The following is a 23,157-nucleotide window of genomic DNA, read 5'->3' as shown; positions in this document are numbered from 1 at the left end:
GAGCCAGCGGAGCGCGCGCGCCTCGTCCCGGAAAAACAGCGCATTAGCTTGGTTCCCGGTAAACCGGGATGATATACTGTATATCAATACAGTATTTTCGATTCCATGCCGATATTCCTGCCCATCGACCTCGACCCGCCCCTCGACGAGGAGCGCGCCGACCGCGCGGCCGCCAGCGTGCGCGGCGCCGGCGTCTACCGGCCGATCGGCGACGAACCGGTCACCAGTGCGCAGAGCGACGCCGAGCTGGCCCGCGAGTACATCGGCCACGGCGAACTCAGCCCGCGCTCGATCGCCAACACCCAGAAGGAACTGTACCGCTTCCTTACCTGGTGCCGCGAAGAGGCGAAGAAAACCTTCCAGCAGCTGACGCTGGCCGACCTGCATGCCTACCGCGAATTCATCCGCAACCCGCCGCCGGAGTGGATCAGCCGCACCAAGTGGCCACGCAACGATCCGCGCTACCGGCCGTTCTCGGGTCCCCTGTCGGATGCCAGCCGGCGCCAGGCCATGATCGCCGTGAAGGGTTTGCTCGGCTACGCGGAGCAGACCGGCTACCTGCGCCGCAACCTGGCGCGCCTGGTGCGCAACGTGCGCGCGCCGCAGGGCAGCCGCATCACGCGCTACCTGACGCCGCAAGCCATCGGGTACGCGCTCGACGCGGTCTCGCAGCGCGGCGCCGACACCCCGGCGGCGCTGCGCCGGCGCGAGCGCGACCGCTTCCTCCTGACCGCCTTTGCCCAAACCGGGGCGCGCCTGAACGAGATCGTCGGCGCCGCCATGGGCGCGATCTACAGCGAGGGCGACGGCCGCTGGTGGCTGGACGTGATGGGCAAGGGCGCCAAGCCGCGCCGCCTGCCGGTGCCGCCGCCGATGCTGGAGGCCTTGCGCAGCTATCGCCAGGCCTTCGGCCTGCTGCCGCAAACCGGCCGCGCCGACCGCACGCCGCTGGTGCTCTCGAGCCGGCGCGAGGAACCGGTGCGCATTACGGACGAAGCGGCGTCGGAAGCGCTGAAGGCGGTGTTCATGGCGGGGGCCGAGCGCGCCGACGCGCAGGGCGACTTCGATAGCGCCGCCAGCCTGCGCCAGGCCTCGACCCACTGGCTGCGCCACAGCATGCTGACCAACCACGCCAACAGCGGGGTGCAGCTGAAGACCCTGCAGGACACGGCCGGCCACGCCAACATCGCCACCACCGCGGCCTACCTGCACAAACGCGACCACGAGCGGCACGACGAGATCGTCGGCTCGGGCGGCGGCCTGCTGCCTGCGTCGGAAGATTAGATCGGCAAGTCCGAGGTGCCGCCGCTTGATCCCCCGAAGTTCTGCAGGTCGTCCAGCGACAGGCGGCGCTCGTTCAGCGCCGCGACGATCGCCTTGAGCTGGTCCGGGTCCGGGTTCAGGTAGACGATGCGCTGCTCCAGCTCGTTGTCCCAGTATTTCGTGTACGGCACGTCGGTCTCCGCCATCACCCTGGCGTCGAAGCTGCCGTCCATCATTTCGCCGACCAGCAGCACCCTGGTCGATTCCGCGGTCGTGTTGTTCACGGTAGTACCCATGCTCATCCTTTCGAGTGATCAGTTCGCATGTGCCTTTTTACCCGCTGCGGCGCGTGCGTGCAAACGGCTGGTCGCCAGCCGTGCGCGCGCCAGCCGTGCGCGCGTTCACGGCGTCGCCGCAGGCGCGCACACCGGCGGCCCGTCGATGTAGCGCCAGCCGAGCGGATGGATGCGCGCATCGCCCGGCACGACCCGGCCGCCCGGCCCGCACAGCAGTGCGTGCGCCGCCGCGCTTTCGTGATTGAACAGGATTTTCTTCGGATGCTTCAGGTTCGGATACGCGACCACCCGGTCCGGGCGCATCGAGCCGTCCTGCTGCGTGAGCCGCTCGAAGAAGATTTCCGGCTCCGGTTCGTAGAGGGCAGGGAAGCGCTCCAGCATGAACGTCGCGGCCGGGCTCATGGTCTCGTGCCTGTAGCTGCGCGCATACTTCACCAGGCCGGCCTGGACCAGCAGCATGGCCAGCAGCAGCGCCAACGGCCAGCGCGGCACGCGGTGCATCCAGCCGAGCGCCAGGTACATCAGCGGCATCGCGCCCCAGAAGGCGTAGCGCATCACGCCGGCGGCGCCGGAATTCCAGTTGACCGTCGACAGCGAAGGGATCGCCAGTGCCACGCTGAACAGGAGCGCGAGCAGCGTGTGCGGCAGCCAGCGCCGCGCATTGCGCGCGAACAGCTGGGCCACAACCAGCAGCATCGCCACCGGGAAGGCCACGATCATGCCCTGGTTCAGGTCGAAATAGAACGAGACCAGGCGCAGCGGCGTGATAAATGGCGGATAGGTCGCCAGGGCCGCGATGATGCTTGGCACGCCCCAGGTGGTGTAGCTGTAGGCCACCGGCACGGCGGCCAGCGCCGCCTGCAGGATGGACGCCAGCACCGTGTGGCGCGTGACGACGCGGCGCAATGCTGCGGACCACGCCAGATCCTCGTCGGCGCGCACCCAGGCGATGCGGATCAGGGGCGCGAACATCGAGAAGAACAGCAGCGGCGGATTCTGCATCGCCGCCACGCCGGCCAGCACGGCGGCCAGGTAGGGGCGATTGATGATCGAGTAGACCATCGCGGCGAGCAGGGCGCTGGCCGTCATGAACTCGGGACTGCACCAGTTCGAATACAGCAAGCCGCCGGAGAACAGGAAGAACAGGGTGGCGAACACCGTACGTTTGACCGAGGCGCTGAAGCGGTACAGGGCCAGCACGAGAATCGTCAGCGCCGCCAGGTTCACGATCTGGAAGGCCTTGAAGGGTGGGGCGCCGATCGCATCCAGCAGCTTGAAGGGGAGCGCGGCCAGCGCGGAATAGGCGAAGAAGTGGATCGCATAATGGCCGCCATGCTGGCCGGCGACGAAGCCGGGGAAGGGCCATTTGTCGCCCCGCGCGATCCCGGCGCGCAGCCGGCGGTGGACCTCGACGAAGCCGACCTCGGGGGAGAGGCGTTCGGAGATCGTGATGTCCTGCGGCCGGATGTCCGGGCTCCCGTGGCTGGAGAAAGCGATCGCCATCAGCGCGTATTCCTGGAAGTCGCCGCCCTTGTTGGGACGGGTGAGGGCGAGGGCGGCCAGCCAGAGGACGGCGATGAAGAGGACGATGCGGCCCTTGGGCGTGACGGGGAGATAACGCTGCATGCGATGGGAACGGGTTGGCAAATGGTCCAGATTCTAGCTTGCCGGACCCAACGGGAAAAGACGCCGCAAGTGCGAGAATATATTTACTATTAGTGGCGAACTAGCAGAATGATCATGCCAAATTTCAATCGACATTAGCATATATAATGTCGAGTTCGAGATCGTGCGCCGGGTATGTATGATAACGCCCCATCCGACACCTCTCCTCAAGAACACCCATGCATCTCGAAGCACTTACGTCCGGCGCCACGGCGCATCATAACGAAGACTGGGCCGGCGCCATGCAAACGACCCACGGCACCGATCTCATCGTGCTCGATGGCGCCACCTCGGTCGCCGAGCGCGATTACATCGACCCCGTCCAGGGCGACGTGTGCTGGTTCGTGTCCCGTTTTGCGGAAGCGCTGGGCGCCGCGGTCGGCGCCGGCATGGCGCAGGACGAGGCTGTCGAGCAGTCGGTTGCTGCAGTCAGCCTAACGTTCGATGAACACGTCGCGGGACGGCAGATTCCGTTGTATGCATGGCCGATCGCGGCCCTGAGCTGGGTGCGGGTGCGTCCACTGGACGGCGGCCACCGGCTCGACCTGTACTGCCTCGGCGACTGCACGATCCTGATGCGCGGTCCGGACGGCGTGGTGCGCGATCTCGATCCCTTCGTCAATTCGCAGGAAGCGATCGTGCGCGCCGAGGTCGCGCGCCTGAGCGCCGCGGGCATCGACGATCCGGCCGATCGGATGGCGCGCCTGCTGCCGATGCTGCGCGAACGCCGCGTCTTCCAGAACACGACGGCGCACACCAATGCCCTGTGCCTGCGGCCGAAAGGCGGCTTCGGTCCGCGCCGCTACACGGTCGAGGCCCCGGCCGGCGCGTCGGTGCTGGTCATGAGCGACGGCTTCTTCCGCCTGGTCGACACCTACGGTTTGCATACACCCGAAAGCCTCTTCGCGCTCTGTACGGAGCACGGCCTGCAGGCTGCGCTCGACGAATTGCGCCGCTACGAAACGGCAGCCAGGGCCGGCGCCGCTCCGGTGGTGAAGGCGGCGGACGATGCGTCCGCGGTACTGTGGTGCTCCGCTCCTTAGCGCTCCCGCTCTCTGCCAAGCGATGGAGCGCGACGGCGCGCTGCGCATTATAAGTTGTAGCGGCACAACAGTTTCAAATCTAAATTGTTTAGCTGACCCAAACGTCAATACAGCATGTTCGGCGATCACGTGTGAGATCGGTTCATATCTCCTCGATATTTACGCAAATTTACGTGTTCCATGCTCCGCGCGCCTGTAAAGCGTGCATATCCATTTTGCATGACCGAGCTCACGCGCGCGTCTTTACTAAATAGAATCTATTGGCTCCCCACGGTCGGGCAGGCCCGCAAGACCCGCTTGCGCCGCGAGGAACATCAGCCCGCCACACACGGTGGCAGATAATGGTCAATAGGAGATTGTTCATGGCAGTGAAAACGAAACTGGCCCGTTCGCTCGTCCTCGCATTCGGTGCAACCGCACTGACTCTGGGAATGAGTTCGACGGTACTGGCGCAATCGAACACCACCGGTAACGTCTATGGCGCGGTCGAAAGCCCGGCCGGCGCGACGGTCGTCATCGAGAACCTCGACACCAAATTGCGCCGCACCACGACGGTCGAGAGCAACGGCCGCTTCCTGGCCACCTCGCTGCCGCCGGGCCGCTATTCGGTGCAGCTGGTGCGTAACGGCGCAGTGGTGCAGACCCGCGAAGTCGAGGTCCTGATCGGCCAGGGCGCCGAAGCCATGTTCACGACCCAGCAGGTGCAGGTGGTCGGCCGCCGCCGCGCGATCGACGTCAGCAACACCAACAACGGCGCCATCTTCACCGCGCAGCAGCTGCAGAACCTGCCGATCGCCCGCAACGTCGAGTCGATCATCCTGATCGCACCGAACACGACCCAGGGCGACAGCCGCTACCCGAACGGCGCCAACAGCTTCGGCGGCGGCGCCGTGTCCGAGAACTCCTATTACGTCAACGGCTTCCCGGTCACCAACCCGCTGACCCAGCTCGGCTACATGGAATTGCCGTACGGCGCGATCGGCCAGGCCCAGATCCTGACCGGCGGCTTCGGCGCCGAATTCGGCCGCTCGGTCGGCGGCGTGGCCAACATCACGACCAAGAGCGGCACCAACCGCTGGGAAGTGGGCGGCATCGCCCAGTGGGAGCCGAAGAAGCTGGCGGCCAGCCAGGTCGACATCTATTACCCGCGCGTGGGCGCCACCAACACCGCCGCCACCGACGGCACCCTGTACCGCCGCCGCTCGGACAACGAGACCGACCGCAAGCTGCTGGGCCTGAGCGTGGGCGGCCCGCTGATCCAGGACAAGCTGTTCTTCTTCGGCTCGGTGGAACAGTCGCGCACCGACTTCTCGGGCACCAACGCCGTCAACGGCCTGCGCACCAACACCTCGGCCGGCATCCGCGGCTGGGAAGATTCGGAAACCGACACCACTCGCTACCTGGTCAAGCTCGACTGGAACATCAACGACAACCACCGTCTCGAGTACACCGGGTTCGGCGACACCTCGAAGAAGGACAAGTACCTGTCCGGCTACAACTACGAGACCCGCGCCCGCAACGGCGTGACCGGCGCGAGCGAGCACTACAAGAACTTCTCGGGCGAGACCCCGGTCGGCGGCATCGTCAACATCGCCAAGTACACCGGCAACATCACCGACGACCTGACAATCACCGCGCTGTACGGCCGCTCGACCACCAAGCACGAGAACACCTACGGCACCTATGCCGGCGTGAACCCGAACGTGTACCAGGTGTCGTCCACCGTGGCCGCGCGCGTGCCGGCCATCGCCGCCAACTACGTCAACCCCAACCCGGTCAGCGGCAACGTGCCGGTGACGGGCGGACGCGACACCGTCGAATCGGCGCGCCTGGACCTCGAGTACAAGCTCGGCAACCACACGATCCGCGCCGGTCTCGACGAGAACCGGCTCAGCTCCGAGGACGCGGGCGTGTACCGCGCCGGCGGCGGCCTGTGGACCTACGCGCGCAGCGCACAGTCGCCGACCACGCCGATCCCGCTGCAGAACGTGGTCGTGGCCCCGGCCAGCGGCGGCGGCTACGGCCTGCAAGGCTACTACGTGACCGAGACCAAGTTCACCTCGATCACCGACGCCTACTCGGACCAGTCCGCGCAGTACATCGAGGACCGCTGGCAGGCCACCAAGAACCTGATCCTGACCCTCGGCGTGCGCAACGAGCAGTTCGAGAACCGCAACGGCGAGAAGCAGAAATTCATGGACATCAAGGACCAGATCGCGCCGCGCTTCTCGGCCTCCTGGGACGTCAACGGCGACGCCAGCATGAAGGTGTTCGGCACCGCCGGCCGCTACTTCGTGCAGGTGCCGACCAATATCTCGGTGCGCGGCGCCTCGCGCTCGCTGTTTACCACCCAGTCCTTCACCTATACCGGCGTGGACCCGGCGACCGGCGCGCCGCAAGGCCTGGTGCCGCTGGCGCCGGCGCCGTTCTCGACCAACAACGAGTATTTCCAGACCAAGCATCCGAGCACGGTCGCCGCGAAAGACCTCGACCCGACCTACCAGGACGAGATCACGCTGGGCTTCGAACGTGCGTTCACGCCGGACATCACCTTCGGCGCCCGCGCGACCTACCGCACGCTGCGCTCGACCATCGACGACATGTGCGACGACCGCCCGTTCAAGGCCTGGCTGGCGCGCAATCCGACGGTGAACACCTCGAAATGGACCGGCTTCGGCTGCGCCGCCTTCAACCCGGGCGAGGACAACACCTTCCTGGTCGACTTCGCCAACTCCGGCACCAACCTGACTGAAGTCAAGCTCAGCAAGGCCGACCTCGGCTTCGACGAGGCCAAGCGCACCTACAAGGCGGTCGACCTGTTCCTCGAGCACCCGTTCCGCAATGGCTGGTACGCCCGCGTGAACTACACCTGGTCGAAGAACTACGGCAATACGGAAGGGCAGACCCAGTCGGACATCGGCCAGCTCGACGTCTCGCACACGGTCAGCTGGGACAAGCCCGAGCTGATGCGCGGCAAATACGGCCCGCTCCCGAACGACCGCACCCACCAGCTGAAGGCCTTCGGCTTCTACCAGATCACGCCCGAGTGGATGGCCGGCGGCAACCTGCTGGCGCAATCTGGCCGTCCGAAGAACTGCCTCGGCTCGGACCCGACCGTGCCGGCGGCGCACAGCTACGGCTCGTACTACGACACGTGCTTCGGCCGCCCGGCGCCGCGCGGTTCCGAAGGCCGTCTGCCGTGGACCACGCGCCTGGACCTGAACCTGGCCTACATGCCGTCGTTCGTGCCGGGGCTGTCGGTGAAGCTGGACGTGTTCAACGTGATGAACCGCCAGACCGTCCAGTCGATCTCGGAACAGCTGAACAGCGGCTCGACCGCGACGCTGCTGGACAGCTACCACCGGGTGTTGTCGACCCAGACGCCGCGGTATGGGCGCTTTACGGTGGAGTACAACAACAAGTTCTGAGCTTGAGTTGCTGAGCTTGTAGCTGGGAGAAGCCGCGGGTGGGAGCCTGCGGCTTTTTTCTTTGGTGACGGTGGAGTCGTGCGGTAGGGAGCTTGTCGGGTTGGGCTCGGCAGATCGGATTTAACATAATATAGATTATGCGTACTTTAAGCTTCTTCAAGCTATGTCTATAGATACTGCAACTTCATCCTAATTTAGCAGCGCTCGTACCTAAAACCCCATACTCAACGTACCTAAACATGGCGACTCGGCGTAAAAGGCCCTTTTTTAACGCCGGGTCTATAGGTTTAGGTACATCTTCACGGACCACTCCCAACGCCACTACCTTTAGGTACAACGGTTTCGCCAGATTCTCAGCTATTGGTACGGCATGAGTTGTCGCGCCGAACTGTACGCTTTTGATGTGCGGGCCAGCGATAGTCGCGATTTCGTTCCGCCGGATTGCCTGAGGCCCCGCTGAGGTTGCGCGTCTTCGTGCGGTGTTGGGACCTGTTCTGTTTGGCCCTTCACCAGCTAATCAGCAACTTTACGATCTGCATGGCGCGGTACACAACGGTCAGCGCTGGCGCCAGTCGGCGTGTCACTTTGTATATAGTTTTATTCATCCGTCTAATCTTTCAGGGTCTGTGCTTCGTTCAACCTGCCCGCAAAATCTGCAGATCACCATCGTCCCGCCAGACCAGGCTTAATTCCTCTGGTGGTTTTTCCGGTGAGAGCTGCCGTTCAAGCATTGCGTCACGACTTCTGCCGGGCGCCAGGTTTATGAACATTTTTTGCTCTTCTGGCTCGTCGTGCTGAAACCAATCCAGTGGATCTGCGCCTAGCTGCCAAGACATGGCACGGCGCATTGACTCTCCTTAACCGTGCCTCCCCCCACGTCTGCGCGACGTCGAAACGAAGCTGCGATGGCGGTTAAGAATGCTTTGGCCTCCCTACAGTCACGACGGGGCCGGCGCCTGTCCAGGTCGATGCGTCATCGCACTTTTCTTCGGAGGGTCGACATGGCTGAAGCGAACGAAACTCATCGCGGACCACTCATTCGGGGCGTGCCTGGGCTGATTCTCCAGTCGTCCGCCCGGCTCGAGGACGGACGCGCAGAAGATACCGCCGCCGGGCGCGCGCTGGTGTTCGAACTGATTCCCCAGGTCATGCACCGCAAGTGTGTGCGGGCGGTCCTCCCGAATGACGTCTGGCGGCTGTTGCGCAAAATGACGATCGAGGGCGACGGCAAGCGGTGCCGAGAATGCGGAAGCACCCTACAACTGGAGTGCCACGAGGTATGGAGGTACTTGCCGCCTGGTCCCGGGGACACCGGCGGACGGCACGTCATGAAGCTGGTTCGGCTAAGGGCCCTGTGCCACTTGTGCCACCTAGGCAAGCACATCGGTTATGCGCTGCGGAACCCTGCGTTGTATCGCCAGGTTAAAGAGCACTTGATGGGCCTGTACCTGTTGCCGGAATCGGTATTTTCTCAGCTGGAGCAGCTCGCTTTTGCGGAAGTTGCCGAACTCAATAAGGCTGGAGCTCGTGCGCTTGACTTGACGTACCTGAACATGGACAGGTATATGTGGATCCGACATCGCTTTGGACGTTCGTTTACGACGGACGAGTCAGTCAGCTGCAGGCAGCTGAGCGGCGTGTCGGACTTGGGCCGCTAGCGTCCTGCCTACCCTATTCGCCTGGCTTGTTCCGCGCAGGTCTCCGACGGCGAGGGCCTGCCCGTGTCGGACTCGACGCCTGGCTAACTGATGCCGATTCCGGCGCTTTTCGCTCGAGCTGCCCGCGAAGCTCGGCTACCTTGGCGCGTTCGGCGGCAAGCTCGCTGCCAAGCTCTGCACTCCGGAGTGCGCATTCCGCAGCCTGCCGGGCCGCTCGGTCGCGTTCGTCCGAGAATAGTTCGGCCTTGGCCACATAGCCGCCAAGCTCCCGGCTTTGTCTTGCAAGCTGCAATTGAGACGCCTGAACCTGGCCCTGCAGCTCTTCAAGCCGGGAGGCAGAGGCCTTGCGCTCCGCATCGAGTTGCTTTTGTAGTTTGGACGCGGCCGTTCGCTCGCGGTCCAGGTCAACGAGCGTGCGTTTTTCCAGGTCGACATAGCGTTGTTCTGCTTGAACAACGCGCCCCGTTATCTTGTCGATCTCAGTCGCGTGTGCCGCGGACATTGACTCGATCAGGCCTTGCAGCCGCTCGATTTCTGTCCGGGATTCGGCCAACCTCGCCTGCGTCTCCCGCTCGATTGCCGCGCCGGCGCTAAGTTCTTCTCGCTGTTGCGCAACGGCCGCCTCAGCCGATGCGATCCGGGTGCGGGCGTCCTCGAGCTGCAATAAGAGTTCGGCAGCTTGCTTCTCCAGGGCGGCTTTCTCAGTCAGGGCCGCGTCGCGCTCGGCCGCCGTGCTCTGCCGCAGGGCCGCGATCGACTCGTCAGCTGCCTGGCGGGCCAACGACCAGATCTCCCCGACCAGCTGACCGGCTGACTGCTTGACCTGGTCCGGCAAGTCCGCGTGTTGCAGGTCGACCCTGGCTCGTTCTCGCAGTTCGCTCCAGAACCGCCTCAATGCTTCTGCAGGCACTGACATGCTTCCCTTGCGAACGAGCTGGTAGAGCGCGTTCGTTGTCGGCGTCAGTCCATACCTGAAGAACATGACGCCGCACGCCTCGCGATACAGATCCGCGGTACGGGGAAACCGTTCGCGCAGGGCGTCGATGTCGGCCTGCATGGCATTCGTAAGCTGAGCGTTGTCGAGCATGACGTCCTCCGGAGGTGTTTGGTAATACTACGTAAACCGTTGCGATGCCGGCGCCCTGCCCCGGAATTCTGACATTATTGCCATTATGTCGGATTACTGTGCACGCGCTCCACAGGCCATCGTCCTTTCTTCAGGTCCCCAGTGATATCAGTAGCTGAAGCGGTAAAGTTCAGTTAAAATCAACATCAAAGAATTTACCAGTTTCGATATCTGATTGTTTTTAAAGGATTCTCGTGGAAAGCTTCCCGCGAAAAGAGCTTGTTAGTGTTATTCAGTCCGGCATGACCGGCTCGCGTAGCGCATTCGCGCTCGCTGTCGGTCGGTTCGCGACCAAGCTCAAACACACCGATCTACCCCTGGCGCAGGAAATTGCACAGTTCCTCTCAGCCGAAAACGTCATGCGTGGTGCGGGCGACTTCGTGCCGGCGCCAGTCGACGCCGACTCTCGCATGGAATTGGTCGAGACCATCTTTCCAGTCGTCGTACCGAAAAGGCCGGTGTTTAACGGTACCGTGCAGGATGTACTCGACGATGTGCTCAAGGAATGGCGCAGCCTCGACGTGCTAATCCAGGAAGGACTGGCTCCGGCTCGCATGCTGCTGTTTTGTGGCCAGCCTGGCGTCGGCAAGACCTTGGCTGCGTACTGGCTTGCCCAGGAGCTCAAGCTCCCCTTGCTTACCCTGAACCTTGCGACGGTCATGAGCAGCTTCCTTGGAAAGACCGGGAACAACGTGCGCGCCGTGTTCGACCACGCCATGTCCCGGCCCTGCGTGTTGCTGCTCGACGAATTTGACGCGATTGCCAAGCGCCGAGACGATGACACCGATGTCGGCGAATTGAAGCGCCTGGTTAACGTGCTGCTGCAGGCCCTGGATGACTGGCCGGCCAACGCCCTGCTCATTGCCGCTACCAATCACGGAGAATTGCTCGACCCCGCGGTCTGGCGCCGCTTTGACCACGTTATCCAGTTTGAGCCACCCTCCGCCGAGCTTATCGAAACCTACTTGGCCGATCTGCCCATGGAAGAGAAGGTCCGCAAAAACCTCGCTGCGCTGCTCCACGGTGAATCGTTCAGCGGGATTGGCCAGCTGGTGAACTCCGCGCGCAAGACGGCATTGCTGGAAAAAGCCGACCTCGTGCCTACCCTGGTCAAGAACGCCGTGCGTCTACGAATGAGCAAGGGGAATATGGCCAAGCCCCAGGAAGGCGAGATGTTGCTCATGTACCTGGCTGGCCACTCGCGCCGGGAAATTGCCACAAGCATGGGCAAAACTCATCCAACAGTCGGCAGTGTCATCAAACGTTACCTCGGGGAGTAATTAAGCATGGCGGCAACGAACATCATCTTGGGATATGGCGAAACACTGACGCAGCCATTCAAGCTCAATCGCGGCTCGGGTGACAAAAAGTACCCGTATAACATCGCGGAGCAGCGTGAGTCGCTGGGCAAGCAGCTCGGGCGGCTCATGCAGGAGCAACAGGCGCAGCCAGCCATCATCAAGCCCCGCGGTGAGTCCGTTGCCAGGTTCACGCTCCATCCCGCCTTCCTGGCCAAGACACATCATCCTAACGGCCTCCTGAAGGCGAGCGGTCTGCGTTGCGTCGGCAGCCGCTCGGCCTACGTCGTGCCACGCAATGTCGCCAGCAGTCGACAGCGCAGTGGCGAATCGCTCTTCACGGCCGCGCTGTACGTGGCTGGCTCGGACGACGCCTTCCGCCGTTTGGCCGACATGCTGTTTTCCACCAGGATCCCACAGACGCACCAGAAGGCGTTTTGCCGCTTCGAATTGGTGCAGCCATTCGCAGCTTCCGACAAGAATTATGTCGACGAGACGATCTCGAATCGCCCAACCCTTGAGGTAGTGCTTCACGCGTCGGCGCAAGACGGCGACATCGTCAAGGCATTTGCCCGCTACGCCGAATCGCTTGGCGGGGTGGCCGATATCGCGCGTGCGTTGATCGTTTCCGGACTGACCTTTGTTCCGGTACGCCTGCCGGCGTCAAAAGCACATGGCTTGTCCGCATTTCAGTTCGTCCGCGCCGTTCGGGTCATGCCCTCACTACGTATCGGTGGAAGGGAAATGCGCGCATCGAGCATTGCGGCCCCTGCCCTGCCTGCTCTGCCGGCGATCGACACGTCGCTCAAGGTCGCGGTCTTCGACGGAGGGATTGGTCACTCCGACCTGAGCCAGTGGGTGCAGGAGACGGTCCTGCCGGGTGCCGAGTCGACGTCCGCGGCTTACCTGGGGAGAATAGGGAAAACGGAAAAAATCGGGCGCTAAGCCCTGTTACCGATTCTTGAAGTCCGCAGCGGCCGATATTTTTCTCATCAACCTTCTTGCTCTTCCTTCAAATGTAATATCCGGTCCCGTAGATGTGCTCCCAGGCCAACGAGGACACGAAACTGCAGCATACTGGCGTCGGGGTGCTGCCAGGACCGCGCGCAACCTGTGTCGCCCGCTCCAGAAACACCGCATGCCAAAGAACGATGGCGCCCGTCACCAGGTTTAAGCCGCGGTCGCACATATCACCTAAGCGATGAATCAAGACCGCTCTGGCAAGCGCATTGCGCGACTGCTTGCCAAGCGTATCAGACTGTAACTTTCTGCAATACCACCAAGTTTCTCGTATTAAAAAAATACAGATCCTCGATTTCTAACGGTAGCCGCTAATCGGGCAGTGCTTCAAACGATGCCGAGCATTTTTATCAGGAAAAAACTGATGACTGCCAACGCCAGCAGCGACAACACGACAACTGCGGCGACCCGGCAACCGGCCCGCATGACTGAGCGCGCATCGACGCCGAGTCCGAGTGCGGCCATCGACATAATGGTGAGAAAATTCGCCGTCACGTGCATCGGCGCAATTGCCGCCTCTGGAATGGCGCCGAACGAGCGCAAGGTCAGCAGTAGCAAAAAGCCGACGATGAACCACGGGACCATATGGGACAGCGCAGGACGACGACCACCTTCGCGCCGACCAATCAGCGACAGTACCAGCACGACTGGGCCCAGCATCAGCACCCGCACCAGTTTCACCAGGGTGCCGATGTGGACGCTGCTAAGCGATATCGATGAGGTCGCGGCCAGCACCTGGGGCACCGCGTAGACGGTCAGCCCGGCAAAGACACCGAACTGCGTTGGTGAAAACGACAACAGTGACACCATTAGTGGCAGCACCAGCACCACGACAACGCCAAGCACGGCAGTGAAGGCGATCGCCGCAGCGACGTCCTTTCCATCCGCATCGATAACCGGGGCCACCGCGGCAATGGCAGAGTTACCGCAAATCGAATTGCCGCAGGCAATCAAGATGGCCATCTTGCGCGGCAGACCAAAAGCACGGCCAAGGGCAAAGCTGAGCGCAATCGCGATGGCGACCACTGCCGCGATGCCGCTCATCAGACCGATGCCGTTTTCGAGCAGCGCACCGGCGCTGACCGAAGCGCCCAGCAGCACGACCGCGATTTCCAGCAATAATTTCGCACCGACTTGGATGCCGTCTTCGAAGCGAGTATCGAGCCGATGCACCGTCCGCACGGCGGTGCCTAGAAGAATGGCCAGCACCAGGCTTTCGAGCCATGCGTGGCCAAATAAAGCGCTTTCGATGTTTTCCATTGCGTAAGCTATCGCAGTAACCACAGCGCAAAGTGCCAAGCCTGGCAGCGCGTTGCGAACGAGTTTTAGTGGTTGCTTGACCATTTGCCGCTCCTGATTCTCGAATTCAATAGAACGATTATCAAGTCGACAGATTGTTATGTCCATCTTACAATATCGAATATATCGTTCAATAGAATTGAACAATCAGATGACACTAGAACAATTGCGGATTTTTGTTGAAGTCGCCGAGCGACAGCATTTGACCCAGGCCGCCGCAGTGTTGGCGCTCACCCCTTCAGCGGTAAGTGCTTCGATCAAGGTGCTGGAAGAACGCTATGGTACTGCCCTATTCAATCGCGTCGGCCGCGGCATCGAGATCAGCGAAGCGGGCCGTATTTTCCTGATAGAAGCACGCCGCACGATCGCCAGCGCGCGCGCCGCCGAACTGACATTGGCCGAGCTGGGTGGAATGAAACGTGGCACGCTGACCATTCATGCGAGTCAGACTATCGCCAGCTATTGGCTACCCGAGTACCTCGTGCAATTTCGCCAAGCGCATCCGGCGATCGCACTGAGCGTGACCATCGATAACACCCATAATGTCGCCCAAGCAGTGCTTCAGGGGGGCGCCGACCTTGGCTTTGTCGAGGGCGTCATCGACGAGCCGACACTATCGGTCGATGCCATCGCATCCGACCAGATCGTCGCTGTAGTCGCAGCGCACCATCCATGGGCTTCAGGGAGGAGGCTGCTGCACGCGGATCTTCTTGAGGCACAGTGGATCTTGCGCGAAAAGGGGTCCGGCACGCGCTCGGCGCTCGAGTGCGCACTTCAGGCGATGCATGTCGACTTCGATGCACTCGATATCGCACTCACATTGCCGTCCAACGAAGCGGTCCGCTCCGCTGTGATGGCCGGCAAGTTCGCCACCGCCATGTCGGAACTGGTAGTAGCCTCGCATCTGCGGGCAGGTTTGCTGGCGAAAGCAAACATCGACTTGCCGGAGCGCGCGTTCTACATGTTGCGCCATCCCGAACGGTACAAGACAAAGGCATCTCTGGCGCTGGAAGCGATGATCCGCCTCTCCCAAATAGCGCGCGACGAAACGCCTGCGAAAATTAATTTGAAATAGATGGAATAAATCATCCGCAGATCCGTTCACCTCGATAACACCGGTTTTTTCCGTCCGACTGACCCAACCAGGGAGAATTTCATGAAACAAGCGATCTTCGCCGTCATCCTCGCTAGTGCTTCGATCGGCAGCGCTGTCGCCAGCCCGATGAGCGATGCCGCGCAGATTCACTTTAGCGCCATTGGCGCCGGTGACACGTCCGTCATCATGCGTGGCTATGCCGACAACGCCCAGCTGACATGGGTCGGCGGGCCGCTTGACGGCATGTACGCCGGTTCCGATGCCATTCGCGCCACCTGGGAAAAGTTCGGCAAGGCTGTCGGGCCGGCGCGCGTGACTGTGCTTGCTCTGGAGGAATCGGCGAACCCAAAGGGTGCGACGATCGTCGCCAAGGTGCAGTTCGAAGGCAAGGCACAGGTCAATGTGCGCTATGTGCTGACCTACCGCGATGGCAAGCTGGTCAACGAAACCTGGCAGATCGATCCGAAACTGACCGCAGCAGCTTATTGATTAATCGACCGATACTCCAGTGACATCCATGCCCAATTCGCGCGACCAGCTGCTGGCCTGTATTCCCCGTCTGCGCCGCTATGCGCGGGCATTGGTCGGCGATCGGGCCGGCGCCGACGACCTGGTGCAGGACACGGTCGAGCGCGGATGGGGGAGACTGGCGTCATGGGAGGGTGGTAGCGATATGCGCGCATGGTTGTTCAGCATCATGCACAACGTGCGTATCGACCAGGCGCGGCGGCCTTCAGTGCCGACGGAAGCGCTCAACGAGGAGACATCGATGGCACTAGCACCTGGCAGTCCTTCAAGCGGACTCGAACTGCGCGACATGGAAACGGCCTTGCGTGCGCTGCCAGAGGAACAGCGTGAAATCCTGCTGCTGGTGGCCTTGGAAGAAATGAGTTACGACGACGTCGCGCAAACGCTCAAGATTCCCATCGGTACGGTCATGTCGCGCCTGTCGCGCGCGCGTGAAAAAATGCGCGCGAATATGGAAGGGAGAGCGTACATCGCACCCTTGAAGGTGGTCAAATGAATACCCTACCCATCACGGAAGCCGACTTGCACGCCTTCGTCGACGGCAAGCTGCCTGCCGCGCGCCGACTCGAGGTCGACGCCTATCTGGAGCAGCGCCCGGAAGAGGCGGAGCGGCTGCGCGCCTATACAGCGCAAAACGATGAACTGCGCGCGCTTTTCAATCCCGTGCTCGACGAAGCGGTGCCGGAGCGCTTAAGCGCAGCGCGACCGCGCCAGTGGCAATGGCAGCGGCTGGTAGCCGGTCTTGCCATCGCCCTGTTCAGCGGCACGACAGGGTGGCTGCTGCATGGCCAGCAGGCAGGCGAGATTCAGTACGCCCAAGGTGATTCCATGCAGGCCAGGCCGGCGCTGTACGTTGCCGGCTTGGCCCATCAGGCCGCAATCGCCCACGTTGTCTATAGCCCGGATGTCAAGCGGCCGGTGGAAATCGGGGCTGACCAGGAAGAGCAGCTAGTGGCATGGCTGTCCAAACGCCTCGGCACGGCAATTCGGCCACCCCGGCTGGGCAAACTCGGCTACGAGCTGATCGGTGGTCGCCTGCTCCCTGGCGCCCAAGGCGCGGTGGCGCAGTTCATGTACCACGACGCGACCGGGCAGCGCCTCACCTTGTACGTGTCGACCGACCAGGCGCACAACAAGGACACAGGTTTTCGCTTCGCCCAGGAGGGACCGGTGAATGTGTTTTATTGGATCGACGGCAAATTCGGCTATGCGCTGTCGGCTGGAATTAACAAGGGCGAACTGGCGCGCGTTGCCACCGCCGTGTACGACCAACTGGAGAAACCGTCATGACCTTAATGAACCGTCCCTTGTACCTTCGACGCTTGGCCACTTTCGCCGTTGCCGCCCTGATTGGCGCTAGTGCTCTCGGACAGGCCATGGCCCACCATCATGGCCAATCGCCAGCGGCAAAGCCCCCCGTATTTATCGCCAGCACGGCCAAGCCGTTTGCCGCGCTGACGGACGATGCCATGGCCGTCATGGATGACGGCATGAAGCGCGCGCCAATGAATGGCGTTGCGGAACATGATTTCGTGACGATGATGATTCCGCACCACCAGGGCGCCATCGACATGGCGAAAGCGCTCCTGCTCACCACCAAGGATCCTGAATTGCGCAACGTCGCCCAAGGCATCATCACGGAACAGCAAAACGAAATCAACATTATGCGGGCCTGGTTGCAGCGCTACCAATCGGCTCAGGCAAAAGTTGCTCCCACTTCGACCACCAAGAAAGAATAAATCATGCAACTCCGTCACTGCGTTTTCTCGTTGACCGTCAGCAGCCTGCTCACCGCCTCCGCGTTTGCCGCTCCTGGCGCGCAAGACCGCGTCTACACCGCTGACCAGAATACCAATACCGTTTCAGTGATCAACCCGGCGACCAATTTGCTGCTCGGCCAGATCAAACTGGGCAACCAGCGTCCGGACGTGTTGTCGCCGCTATACAAGGGCGAGATCAATGTGCACGGCCTGGGCTTTTCGCCCGACCACAAGACCCTGATTGCCATTTCAAACGGCTCTAACTCGGTGGCATTCATCGACACGGCGACCAACAAGGTCAAAGGAATCACCTATATCGGTCGCTCGCCCCATGAAGGGTTTTTCACTGCCGACGGCCGCGAAGTCTGGGCGGTGGTGCGCGGCGAAGACTACATCTCGGTGATCGACCCGGTCACCTTCAAGGAGAAAAAGCGGATCGAGACGACCGCCGGCCCCGGCATGGTGCAGTTCCTGCCGAACGGCAAGCTGGCGTTCGTCGTCTCCAGCTTCAATCCCGTGGTCGACGTGATCGACATGAAGTCGCACAAGGTCATCAAGCACATTAAGGTCGTCAGCCCGTTCTCGCCGTTCCTTCAGTTCACCCCTGATTTCAAGGAAATGTGGATGACGCACAAGGATGCCGGCAAAGTGACGCGCATCGATACTGCCAGCCTGGAAGTAAAGGGCGTCATCGATACCGGCTTCATTACCAACCACTTGGCGTTCGCGAAGACTGCGGCTGGCACCCGTGCTTACGTAACGATCGGCGGTGAGAATGTCGTCAAGGTGTACACCACCGACGCCACGCCGACGCTGGTTGCGACGATCCCTACCGGCGCGTTGCCCCACGGCATCTGGACCTCCGACGACGGCACACGTCTGTATGTGGGACTTGAAAACGGCGACGCGGTCGATGTCATCGACAGCGCCACCAACAAGGTGATTGCGCGCGCACCGGTCGGCCAGGCGCCGCAGGCACTGGTGTACGTTTCGAACGCCGTGCCGCACGGCGACGGCATGACCAACCTGGTCCCGCGCGCCAACAGCGAGCCAATCAACATTGCGCTTAAACCCGCTGCCGGCGAGGCCAAGGGATTCGTTGTGGCCCGTAACCTGGGCGTGGTGGACGCGCTGGAAGTGTCGCTGTTCAAACTCAAGCCGCAGACCGCGTACAGCGTGTACGTCACCGGCCAAGCCGCGCCGGTGGCCAGTTTCAAGACGAATCCGATGGGGATGGCGAACGGCACTGCGATCGGACCGATGCGCGCCGTGAGCAACAGCCTCAACGACAAGGCCGCGACGGCGAGTCGCATCCTGGTGATGGAAGGGGACGTGGCCGTCGATCCACAAAAAGCCGTATTGAGTAGCGTGCAGTAAGCAAATCACGACAATACTGTGGCAGTATCGAGCTAGCCGATTTCACAATAATAACGGAGACCAGTATGGCGAAGAACTCGTTGATATTGACGGCGGAGGCGTTGCGGCGCCGTTCCTTTATGAGGCAGGCCGGCACGCTCGGTGCCGCCGGCGTGTTCGGCAGTCCGGTATTGAGCGCGCTCGCGGCGGAGGCAGGCCACGTCACGCTGCCGTTTGAAAACGGCGAGCGCGAACTGGTCGTGTATCCTCAAAAGCGGCCGCTGATCCTGCTGACCGCCCGTCCGCCGCAGCTGGAAACTCCGTTCAGTGTGTTCAACGAATCGGTGATTACGCCGAACGATGCGTTTTTCGTCCGATATCACTGGAGCGGCATTCCCACCGCGATCGATGCGCAAACATACCGTCTCAAAGTCGGCGGCAATGTTAATACGCCGCTGGAGCTCTCGCTCGCCGACCTCAAACAAATGGCTGACGCCACCGAACTGGTTGCCGTGAACCAGTGTTCCGGTAACAGCCGCGGCCACCTGTCGCCGCGCGCCAACGGCGGCCAGCTATCGAATGGTGCCATGGGCAACGCACGCTGGACTGGCGTGCCGCTACGCAAGGTGCTGGAAAAGGCCGGCGTCAAGGCCGGGTCGGTACAGGTCTCGTTCAACGGCCTTGACACGCCGCCCGTTGGCGACGGGCCCGATTTCATGAAGGCGCTCAATATCGACCATGCGCTCGACGGCGAAGTCATGCTGGCCTGGCAAATGAACGGTGCCGATCTGCCGATGTTGAATGGCTACCCACTGCGCCTGGTGGTGCCCGGCTACTACGGCACCTATTGGGTCAAGCATCTGTCCGACATTACCGTGACCGACAAGGTATTCGACGGATTTTGGATGAGCACGGCCTATCGCATCCCCGACAATCAGTGCGCCTGTACCGAGCCGGGAAAGGCGCCGACCAAGACCGTCCCGATCAATCGCCTCAACGTGCGCTCGTTCGTGACCAGCCTGACCGACGGCATGCACGTCAAGGTCGGGCGCCAGACGGTGGTGCGCGGGATTGCGTTCGACGGCGGCTACGGCGTGAATGAGGTGGCGTTTTCGTCCGACGGTGGCAAGAACTGGCAAGCCGCACAACTGGGCAAGGACCTGGGGCGCTACTCTTTTCGAGAGTGGAGCGCGGCGTTCACGCCGAAACAAAAAGGAAACCACGAACTGCTGGTTCGGGCGGGCAACCGGATCGGTCAAGGCCAACCCGCGAGCGCCCTGTGGAACCCTGCCGGCTACATGCGCAATGTGGTCGAATCGACGCGCGTCGTCGCGGTATAAGGGGAACCACATTGAAACATCCACTGATTTGCTCTCTGTTCACCATCAGTCTGATGGCTGCGGCCCCAGCTTTCGCCCTCGACATTCAGCTTCCGCCTGAAACTGCTGTCTTCAAACCCAGCGAGTTGCCGGGATATGCGCTGGCCCAGCGCAACTGCATGACATGTCACTCGGTCCATTACATCCAGTCGCAGCCCACGACATCGCCGCGCGGCTACTGGGATGCCACCGTGAGAAAGATGAAGAAACCGTTCGGTGCGCAATTCTCAGACGCGGATATCCCGGACATGGTCGATTACCTGGTCAAGACCTACGGTGCCGAACGCAGTAACGCAGTGCCGATTGCGAACGCGGCGATAAAGCCAGCTGCAGTTGCACCGAAGGCCGGCGCCACCGCAGCAATCGATACGAAAGCGTTGCTTGCCGCAAATGCTTGCATGGGATGTCATTCGATCGACAAAAAGGTCGTCGGGCCGGCATTCAAGGAAGTGGTGGCAAAGTACAAGGGCAAGGCAGACGCGGTATCACTGGTGGCGAGGAATATTCGAGCGGGCGGCGCTGGCAAATGGGGGCCTGTACCGATGCCAGCTTTCTCCCAACTGAGCGAGGGCGAAGCGATGGCCTTGGCGCATTATGTCCTGGCGCAATGAATTTGATGCCATCCCCTTCCTGTAGACGCCTTTACTGAGCATGCCCGCCGGGGACGTGCTTCGCGCCATGCCGTCGCTCGCCCCGGCACAGTCGGGGGCCGGCCGGTGCTGCTTTTCAACAACGGGCAAGCGGGCGCTGAGACAAATCAGGCCGGTTTGACCCGCTTACGCAACAGACTGCCGGCCGCGTTATCCTCGAACCGGCTGGCCTCCTCAATGTAGCCATGGACCGTGCCGTCGTGGCGCCAGCCTCCTTGCTTCTTGATGTCGCGGAAGTCGGCGCCGGCGCGGTGCGCGCTGGTGGCCATGCCACGCCGCAGACTGTGACTAGACAGGTCTAGCACGTAGTCGAGTTTGACCAGTGTCGCGCAATCCTCCAGGATCGTATTCACGCTGCCCACGCCCAGAGCGGCGCTGGCCACCGTCCCCCACTTGCTGATAGACCGAAACACCGGTCCGGCCATGATGTCGGCGGCGTCGAGCCAGGCGCGCAACGCCGCCGCCGGGCAGCAAGGGCCGTCGCTGTACGGGATCGCCTTGATGATCCCTTCGCCCAGTTGGTCAGTCTTCGAGCGCGGCAGCATGATCTCGATGCCCTCGGGTGTCCAGCCAATATGTCCGACCTCGATGGCGACCAGCTCGCTGCGCCGCAATCCGCCGAAAAAACCGATCTGCAAAAGTGCGTTGTCGCGCGTCGCCTTCAACGTGCCGGCGCTGACCAGCTGCACCACGATACGTTCCAGGTCCTCGATTGGAAGGGCCTTGGCCCTCTTCTTCGGGCGGCCGTGCGTGCGTGCGATCCCCGTCAGTGTCTTGCGTACGGTCGGTGTCGAAGCCGGATTGGGGAAGCCCTGGTGGACGTGCCACTGCGACAGTGCCGTCAGGCGCAACGCCAAGGTGCGGGGATTGAGGGTCGGCGCGTAGGTGAGCAGGTATCGGATGATCGCCGCTTCGTCGGCCGGCAACACGCCGCCCCACGTCAGGTAGTGGTTTACGGCGGACCGGTACGCCCGGCGCGTGTTGTCGGCCGTGGCGGCGGCCAGGACGGCGCGGTGCTGGGCTGCGAGCACGGCGTCCACAGCTGTAACGGCAGAGTGCAGCGCCGACGCTGGGTGTGCATCGTTATTTTCGGCGCCGTTGTCGGCGGGTTCGGGGGTGGCCATGGCTGTGTTGCTCGCGGTCGGGCTTGTAACGGGGGTTACGCAGGATAGCACGCTGCGGATCGGCATCGGTGTCGATAATCTACATTATCGAGCCTAATTACTGAATCATTTCGGATCGATTTTATATCGTAATATAACGTACCATTACGTATTACACCGCACGTTATCTTATCCAAGGAGCGATCATGGCCAGAGCCGGTATCCTGTACTCCCACGTCGCCAAGGCGGCCGCCCAGCTGACCGCCGCCGGCAAGAACGCCACCGTCGACACCGTGCGCGAGGCCTTGGGTTGCACCGGCAGCAAGAGCACGATCGCGCCAATGCTTAAACAATGGAAGGCGCAGCACGAAGGCGAGGTCGCGGCGGCGGGCGCGGGCGTGCCGGCCGATCTGCTGGAGGCGATCAAGGGCGTCTACGACCGGGTGCAGGTAGGCGCGCAGGCTCAGGTCGAGCAGCTGCGCATTGAGCACCAGCTGGCGGCACATAAAGTCGCACAAGCGGCGGAGGCGCTGCGCGAAGAGGTGCGCCAGCTTGGCATAGAGCGCGAAGCCCTGAAAGCCGAACTGCACAGCGTAATGGCGGCGTTCGCGCGCGAGCAGGCTGCCCGGCATCAAGATGCGGTGGCGATCGCCGCCCTAGAATCAGAAAAGGCGGGGCAGGCCCAGCGCCTGGCCGACCGCACGGCCGAGGTCCGGGAGCTGGCGGACCAGCTGGCGCAGGCGCGGCGCCAGTTCGAGCACTTCCAGGAGGCGAGCGCGGCCCAGCGGCAGGATGACAAGCACGCCTACGAAACGCGGATTGCCCGCGCCGAACAGGAGGCGGCCACGCTGCGCGCCAACTTCCAGGACGGCCGCGAGGCGCTGGCCGTGCTGCGGAGCGAGAAGGCCCAGCTGGAACACACATTGCACGAGCAGCGAGACGCGGCCAGGGAGCAAGCCCGCAAGCTGTACGAGGCCACGGAAGGACTGACGGCGACGCGCGAGTTAGCTAGCAGCAGGCAGTTTGAACTGGAAATGGTGGTGGAACGCCTGGAGCATGCCCACCAGGCGAATGAGCGGCTGGAGGCTCGCGTTAGCGAGCTGGAGGGCGAGAACGCGGATTTGAAAAAGAAACCCGCCGCAGCCAGTCCGAAAACACGGAAGACAAAAACGTAAAGCGCTTTACCTTT

General features: G+C 62.1%; 22 protein-coding genes. 15 read left to right on the top strand and 7 right to left on the bottom strand.

Features of this window, described 5'->3' with window-relative positions; all coding sequences use genetic code 11:
* The first annotated feature begins 105 nt into the window (after nt 1–105).
* On the top strand, nt 106–1,284 hold the full coding sequence (locus LQ564_RS10780) for a tyrosine-type recombinase/integrase (protein WP_231058082.1): 1,179 nt from the start codon (nt 106–108) through the stop codon (nt 1,282–1,284).
* Here LQ564_RS10780 and LQ564_RS10775 read toward each other — a convergent pair.
* The gene (locus tag LQ564_RS10775; RefSeq protein ID WP_231058081.1) at nt 1,281–1,559 is read right to left on the bottom strand and encodes a hypothetical protein; all 279 of its coding nucleotides are present in this window, start codon (nt 1,557–1,559) and stop codon (nt 1,281–1,283) included. The genes LQ564_RS10780 and LQ564_RS10775 overlap by 4 nt on opposite strands.
* 105 nt (nt 1,560–1,664) lie before the next feature.
* Nucleotides 1,665–3,185, bottom strand: coding sequence for a hypothetical protein (locus tag LQ564_RS10770; RefSeq protein ID WP_231058080.1), 1,521 nt, complete (start codon nt 3,183–3,185; stop codon nt 1,665–1,667).
* A gap of 218 nt (nt 3,186–3,403) precedes the next feature.
* Between LQ564_RS10770 and LQ564_RS10765 the strand changes: the two genes are divergently transcribed.
* Both LQ564_RS10765 and LQ564_RS10760 read left to right on the top strand, forming a co-directional pair.
* A complete protein-coding gene (locus LQ564_RS10765) occupies nt 3,404–4,267 on the top strand; it encodes a protein phosphatase 2C domain-containing protein (protein ID WP_231058079.1) in 864 nt (287 codons plus the stop codon).
* A 431-nt stretch (nt 4,268–4,698) separates the two neighbouring features.
* Complete coding sequence (locus tag LQ564_RS10760; protein ID WP_231058078.1) at nt 4,699–7,695, top strand: TonB-dependent receptor; 2,997 nt, start codon at nt 4,699–4,701, stop codon at nt 7,693–7,695.
* Between the two features lie 635 nt (nt 7,696–8,330).
* Here the strand turns inward: LQ564_RS10760 and LQ564_RS10755 are convergent.
* Nucleotides 8,331–8,543, bottom strand: coding sequence for a hypothetical protein (locus tag LQ564_RS10755; RefSeq protein ID WP_231058077.1), 213 nt, complete (start codon nt 8,541–8,543; stop codon nt 8,331–8,333).
* 153 nt (nt 8,544–8,696) lie between these two features.
* On the opposite strand from LQ564_RS10755, the gene LQ564_RS10750 reads away from it, so the two are divergent.
* Entirely contained in the window at nt 8,697–9,353 is a 657-nt protein-coding gene (locus tag LQ564_RS10750; protein WP_231058076.1) for a hypothetical protein, read from the top strand.
* 13 nt (nt 9,354–9,366) lie between these two features.
* On the opposite strand, the gene LQ564_RS10745 is transcribed toward LQ564_RS10750, so the two are convergent.
* A complete protein-coding gene (locus LQ564_RS10745) occupies nt 9,367–10,440 on the bottom strand; it encodes a DNA-binding protein (RefSeq protein ID WP_231058075.1) in 1,074 nt (357 codons plus the stop codon).
* Between the two features lie 233 nt (nt 10,441–10,673).
* Here LQ564_RS10745 and LQ564_RS10740 point away from each other — a divergent pair, with 233 nt between their 5' ends.
* Both LQ564_RS10740 and LQ564_RS10735 read left to right on the top strand, forming a co-directional pair.
* On the top strand, nt 10,674–11,759 hold the full coding sequence (locus LQ564_RS10740) for an AAA family ATPase (protein ID WP_231058074.1): 1,086 nt from the start codon (nt 10,674–10,676) through the stop codon (nt 11,757–11,759).
* A gap of 6 nt (nt 11,760–11,765) precedes the next feature.
* Nucleotides 11,766–12,722 carry a hypothetical protein gene (locus tag LQ564_RS10735; protein ID WP_231058073.1) on the top strand — a complete coding sequence of 319 codons (957 nt, stop codon included), beginning with the start codon at nt 11,766–11,768 and terminating at the stop codon, nt 12,720–12,722.
* 67 nt (nt 12,723–12,789) lie between these two features.
* On the opposite strand, the gene LQ564_RS26010 is transcribed toward LQ564_RS10735, so the two are convergent.
* Together LQ564_RS26010 and LQ564_RS10730 are read right to left on the bottom strand one after the other, a co-directional pair.
* Nucleotides 12,790–12,966, bottom strand: coding sequence for a Tn3 family transposase (locus LQ564_RS26010; protein ID WP_371873468.1), 177 nt, complete (start codon nt 12,964–12,966; stop codon nt 12,790–12,792).
* A 158-nt stretch (nt 12,967–13,124) separates the two neighbouring features.
* Complete coding sequence (locus tag LQ564_RS10730; RefSeq protein WP_075791083.1) at nt 13,125–14,141, bottom strand: YeiH family protein; 1,017 nt, start codon at nt 14,139–14,141, stop codon at nt 13,125–13,127.
* 55 nt (nt 14,142–14,196) lie between these two features.
* Here LQ564_RS10730 and LQ564_RS10725 point away from each other — a divergent pair, with 55 nt between their 5' ends.
* From LQ564_RS10725 to sorB, 8 genes are all read left to right on the top strand, one after another.
* Nucleotides 14,197–15,171: a LysR family transcriptional regulator gene (locus LQ564_RS10725; RefSeq protein WP_231058072.1), complete on the top strand. Its 975-nt coding sequence runs from the start codon at nt 14,197–14,199 to the stop codon at nt 15,169–15,171.
* Nucleotides 15,172–15,252: 81 nt separating this feature from the next.
* The gene (locus LQ564_RS10720) at nt 15,253–15,681 is read left to right on the top strand and encodes a nuclear transport factor 2 family protein (RefSeq protein ID WP_209586670.1); all 429 of its coding nucleotides are present in this window, start codon (nt 15,253–15,255) and stop codon (nt 15,679–15,681) included.
* 28 nt (nt 15,682–15,709) lie between these two features.
* Nucleotides 15,710–16,216 (top strand): RNA polymerase sigma factor, encoded by a 507-nt coding sequence (locus LQ564_RS10715; RefSeq protein ID WP_027868096.1) that lies wholly within the window; start codon nt 15,710–15,712, stop codon nt 16,214–16,216.
* The gene (locus LQ564_RS10710; protein ID WP_209586669.1) at nt 16,213–17,010 is read left to right on the top strand and encodes an anti-sigma factor family protein; all 798 of its coding nucleotides are present in this window, start codon (nt 16,213–16,215) and stop codon (nt 17,008–17,010) included. The genes LQ564_RS10715 and LQ564_RS10710 overlap by 4 nt, the downstream gene beginning before the upstream one ends.
* 5 nt (nt 17,011–17,015) lie before the next feature.
* Nucleotides 17,016–17,459 carry a DUF305 domain-containing protein gene (locus LQ564_RS10705; RefSeq protein ID WP_209586991.1) on the top strand — a complete coding sequence of 148 codons (444 nt, stop codon included), beginning with the start codon at nt 17,016–17,018 and terminating at the stop codon, nt 17,457–17,459.
* 3 nt (nt 17,460–17,462) lie between these two features.
* Entirely contained in the window at nt 17,463–18,857 is a 1,395-nt protein-coding gene (locus LQ564_RS10700) for a YncE family protein (protein ID WP_091874567.1), read from the top strand.
* 119 nt (nt 18,858–18,976) lie between these two features.
* Nucleotides 18,977–20,176, top strand: a complete 1,200-nt coding sequence (sorA, locus tag LQ564_RS10695) for a SorA family sulfite dehydrogenase catalytic subunit (RefSeq protein WP_370660048.1) — start codon at nt 18,977–18,979, stop codon at nt 20,174–20,176.
* 11 nt (nt 20,177–20,187) lie between these two features.
* Entirely contained in the window at nt 20,188–20,826 is a 639-nt protein-coding gene (sorB, locus tag LQ564_RS10690) for a SorB family sulfite dehydrogenase c-type cytochrome subunit (protein ID WP_228892616.1), read from the top strand.
* Between the two features lie 146 nt (nt 20,827–20,972).
* Here sorB and LQ564_RS10685 read toward each other — a convergent pair whose 3' ends face one another.
* The gene (locus LQ564_RS10685) at nt 20,973–21,989 is read right to left on the bottom strand and encodes a tyrosine-type recombinase/integrase (protein WP_084416635.1); all 1,017 of its coding nucleotides are present in this window, start codon (nt 21,987–21,989) and stop codon (nt 20,973–20,975) included.
* Nucleotides 21,990–22,174: 185 nt separating this feature from the next.
* On the opposite strand from LQ564_RS10685, the gene LQ564_RS10680 reads away from it, so the two are divergent.
* The gene (locus LQ564_RS10680; RefSeq protein WP_231058071.1) at nt 22,175–23,143 is read left to right on the top strand and encodes a DNA-binding protein; all 969 of its coding nucleotides are present in this window, start codon (nt 22,175–22,177) and stop codon (nt 23,141–23,143) included.
* Nucleotides 23,144–23,157 lie beyond the last annotated feature (14 nt).

The sequence above is a fragment of the Massilia phyllostachyos genome, assembly GCF_021044825.1.
Taxonomy (GTDB): Bacteria; Pseudomonadota; Gammaproteobacteria; order Burkholderiales; family Burkholderiaceae_D; genus Telluria; species Telluria phyllostachyos.
Note: the sequence above shows the minus strand (reverse complement) of the source record. Positions and strands in the feature narration are given on the sequence as shown.

What these genes read in the sequence shown, in the direction of transcription:
- sorA (WP_370660048.1), top strand. Translation starts at nt 18,977, where the DNA reads ATGAGGCAGGCCGGCACGCTCGGTGCCGCCGGCGTGTTCGGCAGTCCG.
- LQ564_RS10700 (WP_091874567.1), top strand. Translation starts at nt 17,463, where the DNA reads ATGCAACTCCGTCACTGCGTTTTCTCGTTGACCGTCAGCAGCCTGCTC.
- LQ564_RS10765 (WP_231058079.1), top strand. Translation starts at nt 3,404, where the DNA reads ATGCATCTCGAAGCACTTACGTCCGGCGCCACGGCGCATCATAACGAA.
- LQ564_RS10755 (WP_231058077.1), bottom strand. Translation starts at nt 8,543, where the DNA reads ATGCGCCGTGCCATGTCTTGGCAGCTAGGCGCAGATCCACTGGATTGG.
- LQ564_RS10775 (WP_231058081.1), bottom strand. Translation starts at nt 1,559, where the DNA reads ATGGGTACTACCGTGAACAACACGACCGCGGAATCGACCAGGGTGCTG.
- LQ564_RS10780 (WP_231058082.1), top strand. Translation starts at nt 106, where the DNA reads ATGCCGATATTCCTGCCCATCGACCTCGACCCGCCCCTCGACGAGGAG.
- LQ564_RS10735 (WP_231058073.1), top strand. Translation starts at nt 11,766, where the DNA reads ATGGCGGCAACGAACATCATCTTGGGATATGGCGAAACACTGACGCAG.
- LQ564_RS10685 (WP_084416635.1), bottom strand. Translation starts at nt 21,989, where the DNA reads ATGGCCACCCCCGAACCCGCCGACAACGGCGCCGAAAATAACGATGCA.
- LQ564_RS26010 (WP_371873468.1), bottom strand. Translation starts at nt 12,966, where the DNA reads ATGTGCGACCGCGGCTTAAACCTGGTGACGGGCGCCATCGTTCTTTGG.
- LQ564_RS10745 (WP_231058075.1), bottom strand. Translation starts at nt 10,440, where the DNA reads ATGCTCGACAACGCTCAGCTTACGAATGCCATGCAGGCCGACATCGAC.
- LQ564_RS10705 (WP_209586991.1), top strand. Translation starts at nt 17,016, where the DNA reads ATGAACCGTCCCTTGTACCTTCGACGCTTGGCCACTTTCGCCGTTGCC.
- LQ564_RS10720 (WP_209586670.1), top strand. Translation starts at nt 15,253, where the DNA reads ATGAAACAAGCGATCTTCGCCGTCATCCTCGCTAGTGCTTCGATCGGC.
- LQ564_RS10770 (WP_231058080.1), bottom strand. Translation starts at nt 3,185, where the DNA reads ATGCAGCGTTATCTCCCCGTCACGCCCAAGGGCCGCATCGTCCTCTTC.
- LQ564_RS10725 (WP_231058072.1), top strand. Translation starts at nt 14,197, where the DNA reads ATGTCCATCTTACAATATCGAATATATCGTTCAATAGAATTGAACAAT.
- LQ564_RS10715 (WP_027868096.1), top strand. Translation starts at nt 15,710, where the DNA reads ATGCCCAATTCGCGCGACCAGCTGCTGGCCTGTATTCCCCGTCTGCGC.
- LQ564_RS10760 (WP_231058078.1), top strand. Translation starts at nt 4,699, where the DNA reads ATGAGTTCGACGGTACTGGCGCAATCGAACACCACCGGTAACGTCTAT.
- LQ564_RS10730 (WP_075791083.1), bottom strand. Translation starts at nt 14,141, where the DNA reads ATGGTCAAGCAACCACTAAAACTCGTTCGCAACGCGCTGCCAGGCTTG.
- LQ564_RS10750 (WP_231058076.1), top strand. Translation starts at nt 8,697, where the DNA reads ATGGCTGAAGCGAACGAAACTCATCGCGGACCACTCATTCGGGGCGTG.
- LQ564_RS10710 (WP_209586669.1), top strand. Translation starts at nt 16,213, where the DNA reads ATGAATACCCTACCCATCACGGAAGCCGACTTGCACGCCTTCGTCGAC.
- LQ564_RS10680 (WP_231058071.1), top strand. Translation starts at nt 22,175, where the DNA reads ATGGCCAGAGCCGGTATCCTGTACTCCCACGTCGCCAAGGCGGCCGCC.